17 protein-coding genes and 1 pseudogene are annotated in these 17,777 nt (G+C 43.7%); 9 read left to right on the plus strand and 9 right to left on the minus strand.

Features of this window, described 5'->3' with window-relative positions:
* Positions 1–97 precede the first annotated feature (97 nt).
* Complete coding sequence (locus NIES593_RS19225; protein WP_073601115.1) at positions 98–1,750, minus strand: alpha-amylase family glycosyl hydrolase; 1,653 nt, start codon at positions 1,748–1,750, stop codon at positions 98–100.
* A gap of 230 nt (positions 1,751–1,980) precedes the next feature.
* Between NIES593_RS19225 and NIES593_RS23720 the strand changes: the two genes are divergently transcribed.
* Entirely contained in the window at positions 1,981–2,226 is a 246-nt protein-coding gene (locus tag NIES593_RS23720) for a hypothetical protein (RefSeq protein ID WP_139253752.1), read from the plus strand.
* A 219-nt stretch (positions 2,227–2,445) separates the two neighbouring features.
* Here the strand turns inward: NIES593_RS23720 and NIES593_RS24970 are convergent, their stop codons facing one another.
* Together NIES593_RS24970 and NIES593_RS19235 are read right to left on the minus strand one after the other, a co-directional pair.
* On the minus strand, positions 2,446–5,544 hold the full coding sequence (locus NIES593_RS24970) for a hypothetical protein (RefSeq protein WP_073601116.1): 3,099 nt from the start codon (positions 5,542–5,544) through the stop codon (positions 2,446–2,448).
* Between the two features lie 346 nt (positions 5,545–5,890).
* The gene (locus NIES593_RS19235) at positions 5,891–6,283 is read right to left on the minus strand and encodes a phage holin family protein (RefSeq protein ID WP_073601131.1); all 393 of its coding nucleotides are present in this window, start codon (positions 6,281–6,283) and stop codon (positions 5,891–5,893) included.
* 231 nt (positions 6,284–6,514) lie between these two features.
* Here NIES593_RS19235 and NIES593_RS19240 point away from each other — a divergent pair, with 231 nt between their 5' ends.
* The gene (locus NIES593_RS19240) at positions 6,515–6,691 is read left to right on the plus strand and encodes a YqaE/Pmp3 family membrane protein (RefSeq protein ID WP_071880586.1); all 177 of its coding nucleotides are present in this window, start codon (positions 6,515–6,517) and stop codon (positions 6,689–6,691) included.
* Positions 6,692–7,089: 398 nt separating this feature from the next.
* Here NIES593_RS19240 and NIES593_RS19245 read toward each other — a convergent pair whose 3' ends face one another.
* Positions 7,090–7,875 (minus strand): histidine kinase, encoded by a 786-nt coding sequence (locus tag NIES593_RS19245; RefSeq protein ID WP_073601117.1) that lies wholly within the window; start codon positions 7,873–7,875, stop codon positions 7,090–7,092.
* A gap of 476 nt (positions 7,876–8,351) precedes the next feature.
* Between NIES593_RS19245 and NIES593_RS19250 the strand changes: the two genes are divergently transcribed.
* The 3 genes from NIES593_RS19250 (at position 8,352) to NIES593_RS19260 (ending at position 9,897) form a co-directional block, all read left to right on the plus strand.
* Entirely contained in the window at positions 8,352–8,774 is a 423-nt protein-coding gene (locus tag NIES593_RS19250) for a rhodanese-like domain-containing protein (RefSeq protein WP_073601118.1), read from the plus strand.
* Positions 8,775–8,831: 57 nt separating this feature from the next.
* Positions 8,832–9,335, plus strand: coding sequence for a DUF6658 family protein (locus NIES593_RS19255; protein WP_073601119.1), 504 nt, complete (start codon positions 8,832–8,834; stop codon positions 9,333–9,335).
* A 367-nt stretch (positions 9,336–9,702) separates the two neighbouring features.
* Positions 9,703–9,897: a hypothetical protein gene (locus NIES593_RS19260; protein WP_073601120.1), complete on the plus strand. Its 195-nt coding sequence runs from the start codon at positions 9,703–9,705 to the stop codon at positions 9,895–9,897.
* A 25-nt stretch (positions 9,898–9,922) separates the two neighbouring features.
* Here NIES593_RS19260 and NIES593_RS19265 read toward each other — a convergent pair.
* Positions 9,923–10,069 (minus strand): annotated as a pseudogene (locus tag NIES593_RS19265) (tryptophan-rich sensory protein); the annotation flags it as partial.
* 81 nt (positions 10,070–10,150) lie between these two features.
* Between NIES593_RS19265 and NIES593_RS24320 the strand changes: the two are divergent.
* Positions 10,151–10,303, plus strand: coding sequence for a hypothetical protein (locus NIES593_RS24320; protein WP_217651971.1), 153 nt, complete (start codon positions 10,151–10,153; stop codon positions 10,301–10,303).
* Here NIES593_RS24320 and NIES593_RS19270 read toward each other — a convergent pair.
* Positions 10,300–11,064, minus strand: coding sequence for a glycosyltransferase family A protein (locus NIES593_RS19270; RefSeq protein ID WP_073601121.1), 765 nt, complete (start codon positions 11,062–11,064; stop codon positions 10,300–10,302). The two genes, NIES593_RS24320 and NIES593_RS19270, sit on opposite strands and share 4 nt — an antisense overlap.
* Positions 11,065–11,295: 231 nt before the next feature.
* Positions 11,296–12,816, minus strand: a complete 1,521-nt coding sequence (locus NIES593_RS19275; protein WP_073601122.1) for an FAD-dependent oxidoreductase — start codon at positions 12,814–12,816, stop codon at positions 11,296–11,298.
* 215 nt (positions 12,817–13,031) lie between these two features.
* Here NIES593_RS19275 and NIES593_RS19280 point away from each other — a divergent pair, with 215 nt between their 5' ends.
* On the plus strand, positions 13,032–14,360 hold the full coding sequence (locus tag NIES593_RS19280) for a DUF7986 domain-containing protein (RefSeq protein ID WP_073601123.1): 1,329 nt from the start codon (positions 13,032–13,034) through the stop codon (positions 14,358–14,360).
* A 120-nt stretch (positions 14,361–14,480) separates the two neighbouring features.
* Here NIES593_RS19280 and NIES593_RS19285 read toward each other — a convergent pair whose 3' ends face one another.
* Both NIES593_RS19285 and NIES593_RS19290 read right to left on the minus strand, forming a co-directional pair.
* Positions 14,481–15,623 carry a hypothetical protein gene (locus NIES593_RS19285; protein WP_139253754.1) on the minus strand — a complete coding sequence of 381 codons (1,143 nt, stop codon included), beginning with the start codon at positions 15,621–15,623 and terminating at the stop codon, positions 14,481–14,483.
* A gap of 150 nt (positions 15,624–15,773) precedes the next feature.
* Positions 15,774–16,673, minus strand: coding sequence for a helix-turn-helix domain-containing protein (locus tag NIES593_RS19290; protein WP_073601125.1), 900 nt, complete (start codon positions 16,671–16,673; stop codon positions 15,774–15,776).
* A gap of 314 nt (positions 16,674–16,987) precedes the next feature.
* Between NIES593_RS19290 and NIES593_RS19295 the strand changes: the two genes are divergently transcribed.
* Both NIES593_RS19295 and NIES593_RS23730 read left to right on the plus strand, forming a co-directional pair.
* The gene (locus NIES593_RS19295; protein ID WP_073601126.1) at positions 16,988–17,542 is read left to right on the plus strand and encodes a late competence development ComFB family protein; all 555 of its coding nucleotides are present in this window, start codon (positions 16,988–16,990) and stop codon (positions 17,540–17,542) included.
* 84 nt (positions 17,543–17,626) lie between these two features.
* Positions 17,627–17,698: a hypothetical protein gene (locus tag NIES593_RS23730; protein ID WP_245817643.1), complete on the plus strand. Its 72-nt coding sequence runs from the start codon at positions 17,627–17,629 to the stop codon at positions 17,696–17,698.
* Positions 17,699–17,777: the final 79 nt, after the last annotated feature.

A 17,777-nucleotide genomic window follows, 5' to 3' on the forward strand; every position in this document is an offset into this window, starting at 1 on the left:
TTTTATTTAAGCTTTGCAAGTGTTTCTCGGAAAAAAGTAGCGATCGCTTGGGTTAAAAAGCGATCGAGCTACAAATGTCGTTTATGCCTCTTTGCAATTATTGCCAAACGAATACTTTGGCTTCATACTCTGGCAAATCGATGAGAATATTGTCGTCTCCAGACTCAATATCGTAGTCACCCGTCCACTCGTGCCAAGTACCGTTAGCCGGAAAATGGGGAACTTGGTAGCCAGCGAGATAGTTGTCTGAGAAACTTGCCACGACAACGATACGAGATCCTTCATCATTCCAGCGAGTGTAGGCAAGAACCTTTGATTCCGGATCTTCGTGGAAGAAGTCAATATTTTCAGTGTAGAGGGCATGATTATTTTTGCGCAGATTAATCAAGCCTTTGTAATATTCAAACAAACCGCGATTGAGATCGTTTTCTAGCAAAGACCATTCAATTTTGCTTTTTTCAATTGTTTTAGGCTTATATTCGCCAAATTCTTCGCCCATCCAAATCATGGGAACTCCTACGGCTGTCATCAATAGGACGGTAGCCAACTTGACTCGTTTGAAAGCCGCCTCGTCAAAGATATTGCGATTGGCTAGTTCTACCATCAGGCGATCGTGGTCGTGGTTAGTCACATAATTAACGATATTAGTCACTCCCATAAACCCTTGACGCTTGCCGTCGATCGCATCTTTAAGTCTCTCTATATCAAAGGTGTCGCCGCAAACGTGTTCTTTGACAGCATGGTAAAAACTCTCGTGCCAGCAGCCATCCATCGGACCGTCGAGGTTAGTGATGCTAGGGGTTTCGGGAATGTGTTCGGCAATATTATAGAAAGGTTTCATTCCTGCCGTTTTCTTGGCTTCTTGGACGATCCAATTCATGAAGTCATAGTTGGCAATTTGTCTTGCTGCATCGTAACGGATGCCATCGATGTGATATTCCTCGATCCAAAAGCGTACCGTATCGCCGATAAACTGCCATGCCGGTTTGACATCTAAGTTTTCGTCGTAGTGTTCGTAGTTGAATTCGGGTCCCCAGTTGTTGTCGGGATCGCGAGGGGAGTGGTGATACCAGTAATCGTGGTCAATCTGCGTTAAGGGACTTTCTGCCTCTGAGTGGTTATAGATCCCGTCGATGATGACGCGAATGCCTCTGGCATGACATTCATCAATCATTCGTTTCAACTGTTCTGTCGAACCATAGCTAGACTCGGTGGCGAAAAAATGGCGGGGATTGTAGCCCCAACTGTAGTCGCCGGGATATTCTTTAAGGGGCATTAGCTCGATCGCATTGATACCCAGTTCGCACAGATAATCGAGTTTTTCAATAACGTGCTTGTAGGTGCCTCGCGGATTGGGATCGTCCTCGCCGCCGGAGAAGTCGCTAATATGCATTTCATAGATAACTAATTCGCGATCGGGAGGCAATGGTTTGTCGTCGTGCTGCCACACGTAGGTATCGACTATCTTCCGACCATTTTTAATGCGAATAACGCCATTTTGGTTTGGTTCGTCAACATCCGTGGCATAGGGATCGATGACATCTACCAATTGGTCGGGTTCAAAAAACCAGCTTTTCGAGCGAATGCGGAATTTGTATTGATAACTGCCATCTTCTAGTTCGACTTTAGTTCGGAAATAACCTTTGTCGTCTTTTTCCATCGGAATGGCTTCCCAGTTAGAAAAAGAGCCAATTAAAGCAGCTTCTTTATTGTAAGGAGCAAATAATTTAAATTCAATTAAGTTTGCCATAGGTTTTCTCAGTGAATGATTAAGTTACAAAAAAACGCTTGGAATTGCGCTACTTTATTTTGGATGTGAACTTGAAGATGTTCCTATTAAGCGACCTCAGTAAATCAAGACTCTCTTAATCATTAAAATTTTGAATTTTAATAGCATCCTTCTTGCGTAATAAATCCTAATTTAAAATTTATTTCCTAAGATATATTTCAGAACAAACATATATCATTTTTCATTCATTAATGACAGAGATGGTCGATCGCCCTCACCCCCAACCCCTCTCCCAAATAGGGAAGAAGAATGTCGATCGTGAAAACATGAAAATTGGTATTATTCGCTATACAGCCTTTCCATTTCAAAGGTGCGTAGGAGCGGCGTTGACTTCGTCGAGGTCAAACCTCGATCTTCTCGCTCGTTTGTGGAAATGCCTATGCGCGGGCAAGATGCCCGCACTACCAGTAATGATGCTTGTTCGATTCGGATTCTAACCCTCGCTACTAGGCTGAGCTTGGTAATATCAAATTCGTTTAATTAGCCATAATTATGTAGTGCGAGCTTCCAGATCGCGACCAAGATAGTCGCACTCCTATTTTTAGTGGTTGTCTAACCGGATTCGATCTAATGAGAAGAGTGAGGTTTTACCTCAAAAAACCAAGAGACAAAGTGTGAAAAAAAAGAGGTATTTTTATCCCTTATATCTACACTCTTCAAACAATACCAATTACTCCCGCCACACCTCCGCCAGCGGCAGCCGCAGCCGAAATCAAAGCGGTCAAGAAAAGCCACCAAGCGGCTGTCGCGGCTGCTTTACGGGTTTCTTCCATTTGTCGCTGCGTTTCTTGCCTAACTTGTTCGAGGCGAAGTTGTGCCTGTTGTTGAAGACGTTCCGCCTTTTGGAGGATGCGATCGCGAGTGCCTTCAATTTGTCCGATGATGCGTTGGGCATCCTCTTTGGAAATATCTGGGCGCGAACTGAGGATGGCAACTAGAGTATTGCGATCGATTTGGGAGAAGCGATCGCGCAACGCTTCAAATCCCGCTTGCGGATCGTCAAACAAGGTACGCAGATCGCCTTTGATCCCTTCATAATTGAGTTCGGGACGTTCTAAGCTATTGAGATAGTCGCGGATTTTGAGGAAAATCCCGTCGATAATAGACTGAATCCGGTTTTGGATGCTCTGCAACTGGATGAGGAAGCGATCGCGAACGAGAAAAATTTGGTCGATAATGCGATTGACCTCCGCTTCGGAAATATCTTCTCGTTGGGATAGCAAGGCAACCAAAGTATCTCGGTCGAAGTGCGCGAGGCGCTCTTTCAAACTCTCTACCCCAGCGCGACGGTCGTGGAGCAATAACTCGATGTCCCGCTGAATCCCTTCGGGGTTGAGTTCTTCTCTGTCGGTAGAGCGCAGGTAATCGGCGATCGCATCTCTAAATTCCCGAACCTGCTGCTGAGTTCGTCTTGCCAAGCGGCGAGGCGCTCTCGCAAAGCTGCGCAGGGTTTCCTGCACTTGGTCGATAATTTGGTTGACTTGTTCTTCGCTGAGATCTTCTCGTTGACCGAACAACTTCACCAAGGTATCTCGATCCATCATTGCCAAACGCTGTCTAATCGCCTTAGCACCAGCTTTCGGATCTTCTAGCAGTCGGGTTAAGTCTCGCTTAATCCCTTCGGGATTGAGTTCTTCCTTACCCGTGGAGCGCAGGTAATTTTCAATCGCTGAGGTCGTTTTCTCGTACTGCTCTTTTGCTTTTCCAGTCAGTTGTTGGGGCGCGTAGCGAACGCGAGTCCAAATTCTTTCGACGCGATCGACAATTTGCGCAGCTTGCTCTTGGCTGATGTCTTGACGCTGAGCGAGTAACTGCACCAGCGTATCGCGATCGAAGTGAGACAGGCGCTCTCGTAAAACTGCCGCTCCTGCTTGGGGATCGTGCAACAGCAATTGTAGCTCTCGTTCGATAGCTTGTGGGTTGAGTTCTTCTTTGCCCGTATCTCGCAGATAGGACTGAACTTTGAGCCATTGCTGCTCGGCTTTGATTTTAATAGCTGCCTGCTGCTCTTGCGCTTCTTGGAGAACCCGCTCCCGTGCTATTTCTAGCTCGTCGATAATCGCAGCAGCCTCCGTAGGCGAGAGGTCTTGCCGTTTTGCCAAGGTGCGCTCAAAAACCGGACGGTCGAACTGAGCTAGACGAATGTTTAATTGATCGTAATCTGCATCTGGGTCTTCTAAGATAGGTCTAAAGTTGAGCTGAATCTTTTCGGGGGTCAGATCTTCTTTAGGAGTATTAATCAGATAATTTTCTATATCTGCCAACAGAGCGATCGCTTTTTGTTCCTCCTGGGCGGCTTTCGCTACCGACAACACTTCTAGGCGAATCTCTTCGAGCGAGTTAGCGATTTGTTCGATCTTGTTGTGGGTAAAAATCCCTTTCCTCTCCAGCAACTCGACAAAATCCGAGCGATTGATTGGCTCTAACTCGCGCTGGACTGCTCCTGGGTCTGCTTCGGGGTCATAGAGCAAGTCTCGGAAGTCTCGCCTTAAGTTTTCTGGTTGTAGTTGCCAGGGGTAGGCATCGAGCAAGAAATGTTCGATATCCGCTCTCACTGGGCTATAGGTCGTGTCGCCGCCCGTTAGCTGGGCAACTTTCTGCGTCTGTTCCTCTACCTGGTCTTTGAGCTTATTGAGCCGAGCGAGAATTTTTTCGACATCTAAATCGGAGAGATCCGTCCGTCCCAGTACCATTCCTACTAAGCTATTAAAACCAAGCGACATCGCTTGCGCGATCGATCTTCCCGATTGCTCCTTGGAAGGTTCGGAATCGCGGCTTTTGCGGGTTTCCTGGATGAGAGTGTCGAGTTTTTGACTCAGTTCGCTTCCCAATAATTGTTCGCGGGTAGCTGACTGAAGATAATCGCCGAATTCTGAGAAGACATTTTTTCTGCGCGATCGCTTCACCTTGGTCTTCCAGGCAGATTCGAGGCGATCGGCAATGCGATTTACTTGTGCATCGGACAAATCGCTGCGGCTTCTAATCAAATCGACAAAAGTCTGTCTGTCAATACTCGCAAGGCGATCGTCGTCTATTTCTTGCAGCCTCGGATCGGCAAGTAAATCTTCCAGGTCGGCATAAATCCTCTGCCAGTTTAATTCTGGAGGTCGCAGTGCTTCCAAATAATCCTGAAGGTTTTCCCGTAGGCTTGCCGCATCGATCCCCGTTCCCAGTTCTCGACGCACTGCCGCCGCTGCTGCTTCTGCCGTGGCGACTACTTGTTTGTTAACTGCTTTGCCGCCAATGGCAGCCGTTGCCGTTCCTATTAAGGCTTGTAACCCAGAAGTCGCCGCGTTGACGACCGATCCGACGAAAGACCCAACGGTGGCCGAACTTGCCCAAGCCATCAAACAGAAATAAATTGCCCAGATCGTTAACCCTACGATCGCGCCCGCAGCGGGGGAAACATACAAGCCCAGCCTTACAGCAAGCAGGCTGGCAAAAAATAGGGCGATCGTGACGCTGACGAGCGTTCCTAGCCCTACCGTCCAGCCAATTTTATTGATAGTGCTGCCAATACTGTCTGATTTCTCGTGAGAGTGGGAGGACGAATTCCCTCCCCCGGCTAGAGAAATCCCAGCAGCTACGCCGAGATTGGTTAGCAATAGCTGAAAGGCAAACGCGAGTGCTACTCCAGCTACCAAAGCAGCAAAAAATTGTGCGCCGTTAAAAACTAAAGCTGGTGCAACTGGGGCTTGTGCTAGCAAAGATGGTGAAATATTAAGTCCTGTCGTTATTAAACTGCTGGAAAACATAGGATTTTTGGTCTAATTTCTATGGCATTTGAGGTCGCGATCGCTGACTGGAAATACTTTGCAGCTTGAAGCTAAATTTTAATTAACCCTTTGCGATCGACTATGACAAAGTTTTAGCCAGAGGATAGGAAGTTGCTTTCTAGCAAAAGTGGTGTCGCTCTAGCTAATTTTTCTGCGGCGTTGCCTAAGTGCAGTGAAGCGAAACAAAGCATCTGTCGGTATTCTTCAGTGCATAGAGCCTGCCCGAATCGCCAAGTGCGAAGGGTTCCGTTGGGAATGACAAATCCTCCCTAAATTCAGCAACGCCTTTTCTGCAAGCTATGAAAAACTAAAATTCTTATCCGAACTACTGCGGTAGCTCTTTATTCACAGATGTAGAATTCATAGTTGCTGGGTATTTTTCCGCAAAATATTTGCTAATGAAAGTGTTGACAAAGGATAAAATTACCGGGCCCAGTATAAAAGCTAGCAAACCACTGACCCGAAATCCAGGAATGAGCACTGAAGCCAGCCAAAAACATAAGCCATTGACCACCAATGAAAAGCTTCCCAAACTTACGAAATTAAGCGGCATAGCAAGAGCCGACAGGACTGGTTTAACAGAAGCATTAACCACACCAATTGCAGCTGCGGCAATTAAAGCAGTCGGAAAGTTAGCTAAATCTACTCCTGGAAAAATTATGTCAACGACAAGTAAGCTCAGAGCGGTAGCTAGTAATGTTAATAGGTTGCCAAGCATAACTTCTCCTTCAAATTTACAAAAAGTAACATCCAAATTTTATTTTGAATAGCATCAATATACTGAAACCGATCGACCTCCTGCTTCTCCAGCGAGATAGATTTTCAGCCGATAATCAAAGAGATGTAGCCGATTTTTTTTATAAATTCTCTTTCTCAAGGTAGAGGCAGTTGCTTTCAATTATTGAGAGCATATATCTATAAAATTGTTAGGTAGGAAGATTACCAAAAGATGAGACTCGTACAAGTTATCCTAGCTATATTGTTGCCCCCTGTAGGTGTATTCCTCACAGTTGGAGCCGGGCCGACTCTCTTGATTAATATTTTATTAACTCTTCTAGGTTGGCTTCCCGGTGCTATCCACGCACTTTGGGTCGTTTCTAAGCAGTCAGACAGAGCTACCGTTTAGGATTTATCGATATAGTAGCCAGTAGCCAGAGTAGCCAGAAAATAAATTCTAATAAATTCTTTTGTTAAAGCATCAACGCCTAGAACTACAGTTCTAGGCTCAAAGCTCAACTTGATTAAAATCGACTGACAGAAAATTAATGACAAAAACGGTTGTTGAAAATGGTGCAAGCTCTCAGTTTAAATAGACTTTATATTTAGGTTACAGAAATCTATTGCTTAGTGCGATCGAGCCAGAATAAAATAACGCTCGCAGAAATTGATTTAGAATACAATAATTACATATTTTCAGAAGTTACTGGCAATAAACAATTCTTGAATTGCCCGATAAATATTCTCCCGAAATGGGTTGGATGTTACCCAGATTTAACGTAGTAACCTGGGTAAGTTTTCTGTTTATTATTCTTTGTCCTTATCGCGAAAAGCTTCGATTAAAGACTTCCAAAGGTCTCGCAAAATTTGTTTGATTTGCCGTTCTTTTTTGGCAACCGTACTTCCTGCTTCACTAAGTTTGGTTTCAAATTCTGTACGCTTTTGTTCTACTTTTTTGGTAAAAACCTCTGGATCTTCTTTAGCACGTTCGTACCAAACTTTTGCTTCATCTAAATAATGCTTTACTTCATCAAAACGTTCGCCATAACGTTCTGCTAAATTAGCTTGTACGATCGCCAGTTGAGCTTTAAGCTGAGCGTAGCGCTTCTTCAAGATAGCAACTTCTTCACTATCTCTGATAGTATTAATCGCTGATTCTATACTATGTTTTATCTTTTCCGATCGCCCTTGTCCCGTTTCTTTTACTTCGCTAAGAACGCCTTCAATTTGTTCTTGCAGTTCTTGTTCTTCATTGTCTAGCTTCGCTTGTAGCTGTTTAACTTCTGTTTGAGTTTGGGAGAGTGCTTGACGTTTCGAGCGACTAACTCCTTCAATAACTCCTTCTATAGCAGCAGTTATTTCTTCTTGGATTTCTTCTCCTTTTTCTTGAAAGGCTTCGATTGTCGCTGTAATTGCTTCTCGAATAAAAGACCGAATTTCTCCAGAGCCTTCTTTAACTTCCGAAGCTGCTTGCGCTACCGCAGAGCGAATAATTTCTCGAACATGTTCGGCTCTAGTTTTTCCTTCTTGTTTTGCTTTTTGAAGCGCTTGTTGAAGATTGTCTGTAATTTTTTCTTTGGTTGTTTGAGACATGATTAATTCCCCGACATAAAAAGTAGAAAGAAAGCTATTTTTGATTTTAGCTAGAGAATAAATTCTCTGTATAAGAGGCTAAAGTTTGTCTTATTAGGACTTTATTAACCCAGAATGAAATATCATCGGCTAACGCCAATGTCGGCAATCTTGTTTTCTTGCTCTAGATTTTTTGCGATCTTCAAATTGATTTTTGTAAATTAATTTAACGAATTTTACAATTCATTTCTACTATTTAGGTTAACTCATTCATTTCTAAATGATTTGCTGTTCTATAGAAAAATCTGCCTTGGGACATATCGCCTCCATCTAAAGATAGATTAGATTTGTTAATTTTAGGTTCTAATCGCGCAATAAAAATTTAATTTCTATAAACAAAAATGTTAAAAAAGTAACTTCTCTCTAGAGAAAGATAAATAAAAAATGAATCTTTGTTAGCTTACAGAATAAGACCAACGAATTTAAATTTTTGAGTCATGGCAGATCTTGAAGATAACATTCAACAAATTAAAGAAACTATTACCCAAGCTTTTCCCAAACCGCCAGGGTTAAAAGAAAAATCCAGCGCGAATGCCCTCAAAGATCGTCTGGATTGGGGAGAGCCTGCATTGACGATTATCGACGTGCGCGATCGCGAAGCTTTCAATTGCGAGCGTATTACAGGGGCAATGTCCATGCCGCTAGACGAGTTAGTCGAACAAGTGCGAGACAGTCTCGAACCCGTGCGCGATATCTACGTTTACGGCGAAACCGACCAACAAACTGCTGAGGCTGCATCTTGCTTGCGGGAGGCGGGATTTAGAAATGTAGCCGAACTTGAAGGAGGACTTCCTGGTTGGAAAGCGATTTCGGGACCGACTGAAGGACAAGGGTTTAACGCTGCTTTTAGCGACCAATAATTGCTAGCCGCTACCTTTACCCTCTACCAAGAAATATAAATATTTCGGAGTATTACCATGAACAATACGATCGCATTTGTAAAACGTTTACGATTAGCGCGAATTTTAGTTGTCTGCTTGGCAGGAATTGTCTTATTCGTCAGTACGGCTTGCAGTCAGTCGCCTTCTGTTAGTAGTTCTAAATTGGGTGCCGATAAAGATACGACTCCCTATGAGCTAAAGACACCCCAAGCAGAGCATCTCAAAGAAAGCTATACTACCGAACCTCGCCGAGGGGAAATGAACGCAGTAGAATCGAGAGCTAACGAACTTGTCAACCAATCCCAGCGAAATTTGCAGAAACGCGCTGCAACTCCTGCTGAAGCTGTTGACAATTTACTCAGAGAAAGAGAATCTGCGGCTCAAACAGCAGAAGATAAATTAGAAAAAGCCTCTGAAAGAGTTGGTAGCTCTGTAGAAGAAATGAAAGAAGGCGCTGAAAGAGGCTTCAGAAATTTGCAAGAAAACGTTAAATCTGCTGCCGAGGATGTCTCGGAAAATGTCCAACAAACCATCCGCTAGATTTCTCAATCAGAAAACTTGCTTGTTTTCGCATTCCCGATAATCCCTGCTACGATTGGCGTTAAGCTCGATCGTAGCTTTTTTATTTTTCTTTACTAAAGTTTACTATTCTTAAGCAAATTTTATTTACAAAAATATTTCGAAGCAAGCAAATTTATTCTATCATTAGTAAGATTTTTGAAAACCCTAATTTCTACTACTAGAAAGATGTGTATAGATTGCTACCGAACGTAGATTATTAATAGCTAGAATAAATCATGGTTTCCTAACAATTGATAGGGGATCGTTAAGCTTTTTTTACAGCTTTCCTCAATAATTAATCAATCAAAAATCATTTTACTTATTGAATTAAAAAACATTAAAAATCATGAGCAACTGTCCCATATGCTCCGCAAAAATTCTCCGGCATGTTAGCAGCCATCGAATTTATTGGTATTGTCCGCAATGCCACGAAGAAGTGCCGGATTTGAGCGAATTTTCCACCCTAAAAACAAGCAAGCTATTGCCTTCTTACCAAGACTATCAGAAACGCGCGATCGCGAAAGCCAAATTCGATTCGTAAATTAAAGTGTTGATTAATTGCCGATCTAGGCATCCAAGGGATTTAGGCGCATCATCTGCCAAGTTACCAGAGTTCCGATCGGACTCCACAGCAAATAAGGAAGCAGAAGCAAACTTGCCCAGCCGGAGATCGGCAACACCATTAACGCCAGAATTAAAGCGAGAAAGAAACCCGGAAGTATGGTTCGCAGATAATTTTCGCCAACCATGCCAACTACTAATATAACCTCTTCAACAAAACGCTTTCACCGCCAATGTACCAAATGTACAGAAGTTGGTACATCGGCGATGAAATAATAGCCGGACAAGATTTAGGGGTGCGCTTACAAGCATTGATTGGTTGGTTGGGAAATTATGCTCACATGCCATATGCAAAAATTCGTGAGTTGATTCAACAATGTTGCTAAATTAAGCTAAACTCTTCCTTGATTTTTGGAGTTAAGAATCTGTTATCTAATAACGTTTTCCATCTTAGAAATCTACTTTTCAAGGATATTTTGTGATGTTTGTTACCCACAGCATAATAAGTATTTTCTCCATGATGAACGATATAAACAACGCCTTTAAAAGGAAGTGGAGCTAAATGTACTCTCTTATTTTCCAAATTCTTCTTAATGATTTTATGTCGATAATACTTAAATAATTTATTAACATTTTCTTCATTGTAGGTATCTACATCATATATATCCGCTCTTAAAATATTACTAGTGCCACAATACTCATAAAAAGCTTTACGCATTACTTTAACAAAGTTACTACTTTCGCGATACCAGTAACCACTAGTAACAAGCCAACCTGGCTCGTTTGGATGAGTTTCAACATAATCCGCTAGTCTATTGCTCACGCAGTCATCTGCATCTACTAGCATTATATGAGTAGTGCCTTCTAGCTTCTTAGCATATATAATTCCTGCTAACATCTTTCTGGTTCTATCCAATTCTTTAGAAAAACCAACTTCTGGTTTAGGAATGGGGAAGGTATCTACTAGATAAATAACTTTAGGATGATTGTAAGTAATATCAGGCTTTTGATTGCAGACAACGATAACTTTAAAATTAGAAGATGTCTGATTGCATACAGATCTTAGCGTTCTTTCAAATATAGAACACACATTCTCCCAAGATTTAGATACTTGAGGACTCTTTAGGGGAATGATGAATACTAGCATTGTCTTGCCTCAACAAATCTTCAGCGATCGCGTGAGTAGACTTGTACTCTTCACTAAAGAGCCTATTTAATTTTGATCGTTGTGTCAAATAATAGAGTTGTCGCTTAATAAGGTAAATTAATTTTTGTTAGTGAAAACCAAGTCAAACCCAGCGAACATCTTCAGGAGAGAGGAGATTGCCTGCTAGGGCGACTAGAAGCGTAACGCCCGCGATCGCAAGCCAAGAGGGAATCATGATTGTTTCGGGTTGATTTTCTCTAAATTATCAATTGCTGGTCCGTGGAGAACCTCTCCATCACAGCTAAAACGAGCGCCATGACAGGGGCAGTCCCAACTTTTCTCGGCACTATTCCAGTTCACAATACATCCCAGATGGGTACAGGTGGCTGAGACGGCATGGATAGTACCGCCTTCATCTCGGTAGGCAGCTACCTTTTTCCCATCGACAGTGACAAGCTTTCCTTCGCCTTGGGACACTGAAGCTAGAGAAGAAGTAAGCCCTTTGAAGCGATCGCCAAGCCAATGCACGGCTACATCGGCATTTTCTTTAATCGAAGTCTGGGAGACAAAAGGCGTGGCGCGAGTAGCATCGCATAAGTCTGCCCAGGGATTATTTCTCCCCAAGATTAAATCCGATAAAAGCATGCCCGATAGCGTGCCCTTCGTCATTCCCCAAAGACTAAATCCGGTTGCCACGTAGATATGGTTGTTAAAAGGTGTCAGTTTGCCGATGTAAGGTAACTTATCAAAAGAAACCATGTCTTGAGTTGACCAACGGTATGCAAAAGAGTCAACGCCAAAACGAGAGCGAGCGTATTCTTCTAAGCGCAGGTAGCATTTTTCCGTATCCTCAACCGTACCAGTTTTATGCCCTTCGCCACCGACGAGTAATAGCAAACCGCCATCGTAAGGAGTCGTGCGAATCGAACGATAGCGGTTGTCAATACCGATAAACATTCCCTCTGGCGCTTTAGCAGGGTCGATGGGTGCAGCCACGATGTACGAGCGTTTGGGATAGGTTTTAGCAAAGAACAGTCCCTCGTTTAGGATTGGCAAATTCGTTGTCACGATGACATCTTGCGCTCTGACTACGCCTTTGTTGGTTTTGACTTGAGATGGATTGCCTTCCTCAACAGCCTCTACCCGCGTCTCCTCAAACAGATAGCTGCCGTTACCGAGAATATTTTTGGCTAAATGAAGCAGGTATTTGCGCACGTGAAACTGGGCTTGGTTGTCAAATTTGACGGCTCCAGCAATGGAAAAAGGAAGCGAAGTTTCTTTGACAAAAGAAGCAGGAAGTCCGAGTGCGATCGCGGCTTCGACTTCAGCTTCGATTTTTTTTAAATCTTCCGGAAATTCTGCAAACGTATAGGCGCTTTGACGGCTAAAATCGCACTCTATTCGTTCTTCTTCCACGAATTGAGCAACGCGATCGATCGCCGCCTGGTTAGACTCAGCATAGATACGGGCTTTTTCTTTGCCCAATTGTTCGATTAAATCGGCATAGATGAGTTGGTGAAGAGAGGTCACTTTAGCCGTTGTATGACCGCTCGTTCCCGTTGCAATTTGCTTGGACTCAATGACGGCAACGGTTTTCCCCGCTCGCTTGAGTAGCGTAGCAGCCGTCAGACCAGCGATACCAGCTCCTACGATCGCCACATCTACTAATAGATTATCGACAAAAGGTGAAAAGTTATTTTCAGGTGTTGAGTCTATCCAGTAGGAGACAGGTGTTCCAGAAAGAATAACCATGAAAATTCAGATGAAAAATTGGTTTACTCGTCCAATTTTGCTGAGAAATCCCGCTTATCTTCATCTCTCTAGTGGTGGAATTTTACTGTGGCATTAGACAAGCCAAGAATTCTATCCATAGAGTTAATTTTTATTGAATGTTTCTATCTCATAGGAGAGGCGATCGCGCTTTCTAATTGCTAGTCTAAAATTTGTAGATCCTACGAGCAGAAATTGTGAATGTTACTTTATTAGAGCAAGCAAAGCAACTCAAAGAAACCTTGGTCGATTTTGTCTATGAGGCGGAGGGAGAATTAGCAGTCGCACTAGAAAAATATGCTGCTGAGAATAGCAACAAAGAACGCTACGATATCAAACAACAGAATTTAATTATCGATACTTTTATTACTGAGGGGAGAGTTGGAGAGCAAACTCCGCTAGAGCTATTTTTAGAAAACGAGCCAAATTTAACACAAAGCGATCGCGCCTTAGTCAACCATTGGAAGCGCAGTTTTACTGGTTTATTTGAAATTATCCAAACGATTCCCAATGGGTTAGAGCTAATGAATTGGCTGAGTGCCAAACATTACAACGTCTACCCCAATGCTCGGATTTCTGAAGCAGAGATGGCACGGTGGCAACCGGGAGAAATTCTATTGACTCGTATTGCACCGATTGGCGATCGCGACTGGATGATTTTTAGCGATTGTATTCCTAAAGGAAAATTGAGCCAACCCAAGTTAGCCGTTGCCATTGGCGAATTCAAAAAAAAACACAAAGAGTCTCTTTATAGCGACGCACCAGAATTATTAGAACAAGCTTGGGAATCAGTGGCTCGATACCATCAAGAATTTGTTGACTTTTTTGGCAGCGATCGCATTACCCTTTCTGGAAGCGAACTCAATACTAAACTCGCCGAACTCCAGTCAAAAATGAGCCAAAAAATTCTAGCTTCAGCAGGAATCGATCCCTCTAAATCCCTCAAAGAAGTCATGCAAGAATCTGGAGCAAATGAAGAAGCGATCGCCGAAGCAGCAGCAGAACTCGGTACTGACGCAGAAGCAGTCACCGAAGCAATGAACAGTCAAGAAAAACTGGCAATGGTTACTCCGAAAGTTGAGTTACCCCCAGAAATTAAAACAGCCGAACAAGTAACAGCTTTTTCCCATCCCAAATGGGGTCAAATGTTTATTCCAACCTACACGAAATTTCAGGCAATGCTGGAAGCAGAAGACCCCCAAAGCCAAGAAAATTGCGCATTTCTCGTTCGCAAATATTTAGAAGAACCTCAGATTAACTTTTTTATCTGGCAGCAACTCAAAGAGCAATATCCAACCCAACTAGAAAAAGTATTACAAACTGTTTTAGAACGTCGAGATTTTAATCTCGATCGCGATTTAGAAGCCACACTTAAGAAATTTAATAAATTACCAGAAACCGAGTTGCCAGAGACAGCTAGCGTTCCTCGACATTTACACGATTTGTTTGAAGAAGCGGTAGTGCAAGTAAGTAAATCTAAGTCCAAAGGGAAGAAGAGACAAAAGACAGCAAAAGGCTTTAAATAGTAGCGTTTTTGTTATTTGAGTATTCTGGTCATTGAAACGGATTGAATATAATTGATGTAAAGCATAGGGGCGATGCCTTGCGATCGCCCCTAAGAGTGAGAATTAAATGTGAAGCTACTTTTAGGGTAAAGTTCCCAAAGTTACGTTAACCGAGTCGGTGGAACCGTTAATCGGGTCGGTTGGTTGGCTGATTGGATCTTTCGGCTGACTGATTGGGTCGCTCGAACCCAAATTCCCAGAGATGGCATCAGCGACAGTCCGAGAAACAAAATCCTCGATGGCATTGGTTATGTCATCGATAGTCTCCTGTGGAATCTCGACATCCGTAATAAAATCGGCAAAATCGCGAATGGCATCGGCTAAAGGCTCTTCTGGTCGAGCCACCGCATCGATGCGAGCGCCACCAATGTCGGTTCCTGCCAGAGACTCGTTGCCCAACAGCGAGGCTAATTCTGGCGAGACTAGCAAATCGCTTCCAGCAATGGTGAGGTTTTCTCCGTCAAAGTTAGCCGTCTCCGGGTCGCCCAAGTCGAACAGAATCTCATCGGTATCAAGGGTATCGGCGATAAAGAAACCGCTAGCAGTATCGGTATCCCGACTGGGGTCGAAGCCAATCGAGAAGTCGCCGACCGTCCCCAATCCCTCAAAGGTCAGAGAGCCAGAGTGTTCAATGGTTCCATCGACGGGAGTAAAACCATTTTCTTGGGTAAAGGTAAAGTCAGTCTTTGGCGTAATCTCAAAACCAACTGCTGGTGCGCCTTCGGGAAAGCCTTCAGTGTTGGGTTCTGCGGCATCGGTTTGCGTTAGTTTGAGGTTGGCATCGGCGAGGACGCTCTCGTCGAGAAATACACTCGTCAATCCAGATTCTACTTCAAAAACCTCTTGCTCGGTTCCCTGTGGTGGAGCCATTTCGCCCGGCGGCGTTGTGCCATCAGATGGAGGATTTCCACCTGGTGGCGTGGTTCCATCGGACGGAGGAGTTCCACCTGGTGGCGTAGTGGCTTCTGGTGGCGTGGTTCCATCGGACGGAGGAGTTCCACCTGGTGGCGTGGTGGCTTCTGGTGGCGTTGTGCCATCAGATGGAGGAGTTCCGTCTGGTGGCGTGGTAGCTTCTGGTGAGGCAGTTTCGCCTGGTGGAGGAGTTCCTTCTGATGGAGGTTGGACTGAAGTGTCAGTTGATGAATCGGTTCTACTTCTATCCCTATTCTCAACGCTAGTACGATCGACCTCAAAGCTTGGTTTAGCACTCGATCCGTCTGGCATGTCTCTACCTCCTTTGAGTTTATCTACTGATTTTGTAACTTTAGTAACTATAGAGGGATAGTGTAAAAGCTGTCTTTCTGATTCTTGCGCTTTTCTTCGGAAAATTGCTGTTGTTTGAAGCATCAGAAAGGATAAAAAAATAGATCGCTTTTACAGAGCGGTGCGGTATTGTTTTGGCGTGACGCCAGTATGGCGCTTGAAGAGCGTAGCGAAGTGACTGGGACTTTGATAGCCTATCTCCAGCGCTACTTCGGCGACAGAAAGGTCGGTTTCTCGGAGCAAACGCCGCGCTGCTTCTAAACGCTGTCGCATGAGAAACTGATGCGGACTCTCTCCAATTGACCGCTTGAATAGGCGGCAGAAATGATAAGCGCTCATTTGAGCGACTGATGCTAAGTCCTCAAGGCGAATTTCTCGATCGAGGTGCGATCGCACGTATTCTAGAACGCGCCGCAGTCTTGATTCTGGCATGCGATCGCGATTTTTACCCAAGCAATCTTTCTCGACATCGCGATGGCTATAATGGCGGAACAAATGCGCTGCTAGCATAGCGGCAGCTGTCTCGCCGTAGAGTTTTGAACCGGAGTGCTGCGTTTCTATTTCATGCTTAAGAGACAAAGCAATCTGTTGTATGAGCGGATCTTGTACCCCAAACTTATCGATGAAAGTAATACACTCCGTTTCAATCGAGCGATTGAGCGTGCGTTCGACAAAAACGCGATCGAGTTCGAGAACGAGAATCTCGGTAGATTGATACCAGCAGGCTTGAGACGCAACCCCACTAGGATCGATACAAATGTCGCCAGGAACGAGCTGTCCGCTATTGCGTTTGCCTTCTCTCCACCAATCTACTTTAATGGCATCGCCGAGATGAAGTGTAACATTGTGAGTGGCAGGAATTAGCTCCAGCTTTTCCATTGGAGGCAGTAGGAAATGAGCTACTTGTAGCACGTCCTGCCAAGTTGCTTGCAATTTTAATCGGGATGCGGTTGGACGCGCAAAACTCCGACTGCTCTGAAGATCCTTAACTACCAAACTTTTCTGCGACATTGCCTCGACCTACACGAATCGTTAAAATCGCCATTACCTATTTAGGCTATAACACGCCACTAATAGAAATCTTGTTGGCTTCTTCATATTACTAAAGTAAAAAAAAGATTCCGTTTATGAGGTAAGCTTGACGACACCTAGGCATAGATAGCTAGTTTTGTAAAACTGTTGGGAGCGATTTTTAAAGCTTATGTAAAATTTCCTTCTTTCAGTGAAACTGACTAGACGATCGGTATTTTTATTGGCTATAAATAAAGAAAATATACAAGAAAACTATATAGACTTTCTCTATCTATATTGCAGACTTATCAAAGATGAAACTTCAGACAGAAAATCTCCCCCAAACTTATCAAAATATAATGGAATTGCTCGTTCGAGAAGAGCTAGAAAAACAGCTAAAGCAATGTCCTGAAACTCTCGCTCAATATATTAATCCAGTAGAAGTTGCTACCTACGCGCTCAATCGTTTGCCCGCGCTATATGCCTCTTGCGAAAAAGGTAAAAATATGCAAAAGCTATTGGCACAAAAACAGTACAGAGAAGAGATTAAAAAGGCCGTGCGCCAAGGATTAGCGGCTATCCAACGCGATCCCTTAAGAATCTCTGCGCCGCTAATTTCAAAAAATGACGAACAATATCACGCTGCTAATACCGCCCTCAAAAATTTGCAAAGCTTATTAGAAAAGACAAATTTGTTAGACTATCAGGAACTAACCTGGGACAATCTCGTAAGTGTTGTCTGCCACGCTTTAGCTAAAACCGCTTGGACTGGAGTAGCTCCCCAAACATGCTATCGAGTGCCGGATGGTTCTAGCGACGAAGACCCGACTCAAGTAGCTGATTGGACGGATAGTCGTTATCTTCGCTAAAAAGCGTTTTCATCGGTTCCATGGTTGCATAGGAGTGATTTTCTCTGAATTTTCCGCTTTCCTTAACAAAAAAACATTGACGAAATACGGACTGCGCCCTACTGTTATGGCTATACTGCGAGATGTGGTTCTAGTTGTGGTGGCAGTTTAGTTTGAAGGAACGGAGTTGCAAACTCGGGGCTTTAGAGGAAACAGTAACTGAAAGAATTTCAATTATCATTCCGGTTCTCAATGA

Origin of the sequence: Hydrococcus rivularis NIES-593, assembly GCF_001904635.1 — a bacterium.
In the GTDB taxonomy this organism is placed as follows: Bacteria; Cyanobacteriota; Cyanobacteriia; order Cyanobacteriales; family Microcystaceae; genus Hydrococcus; species Hydrococcus rivularis.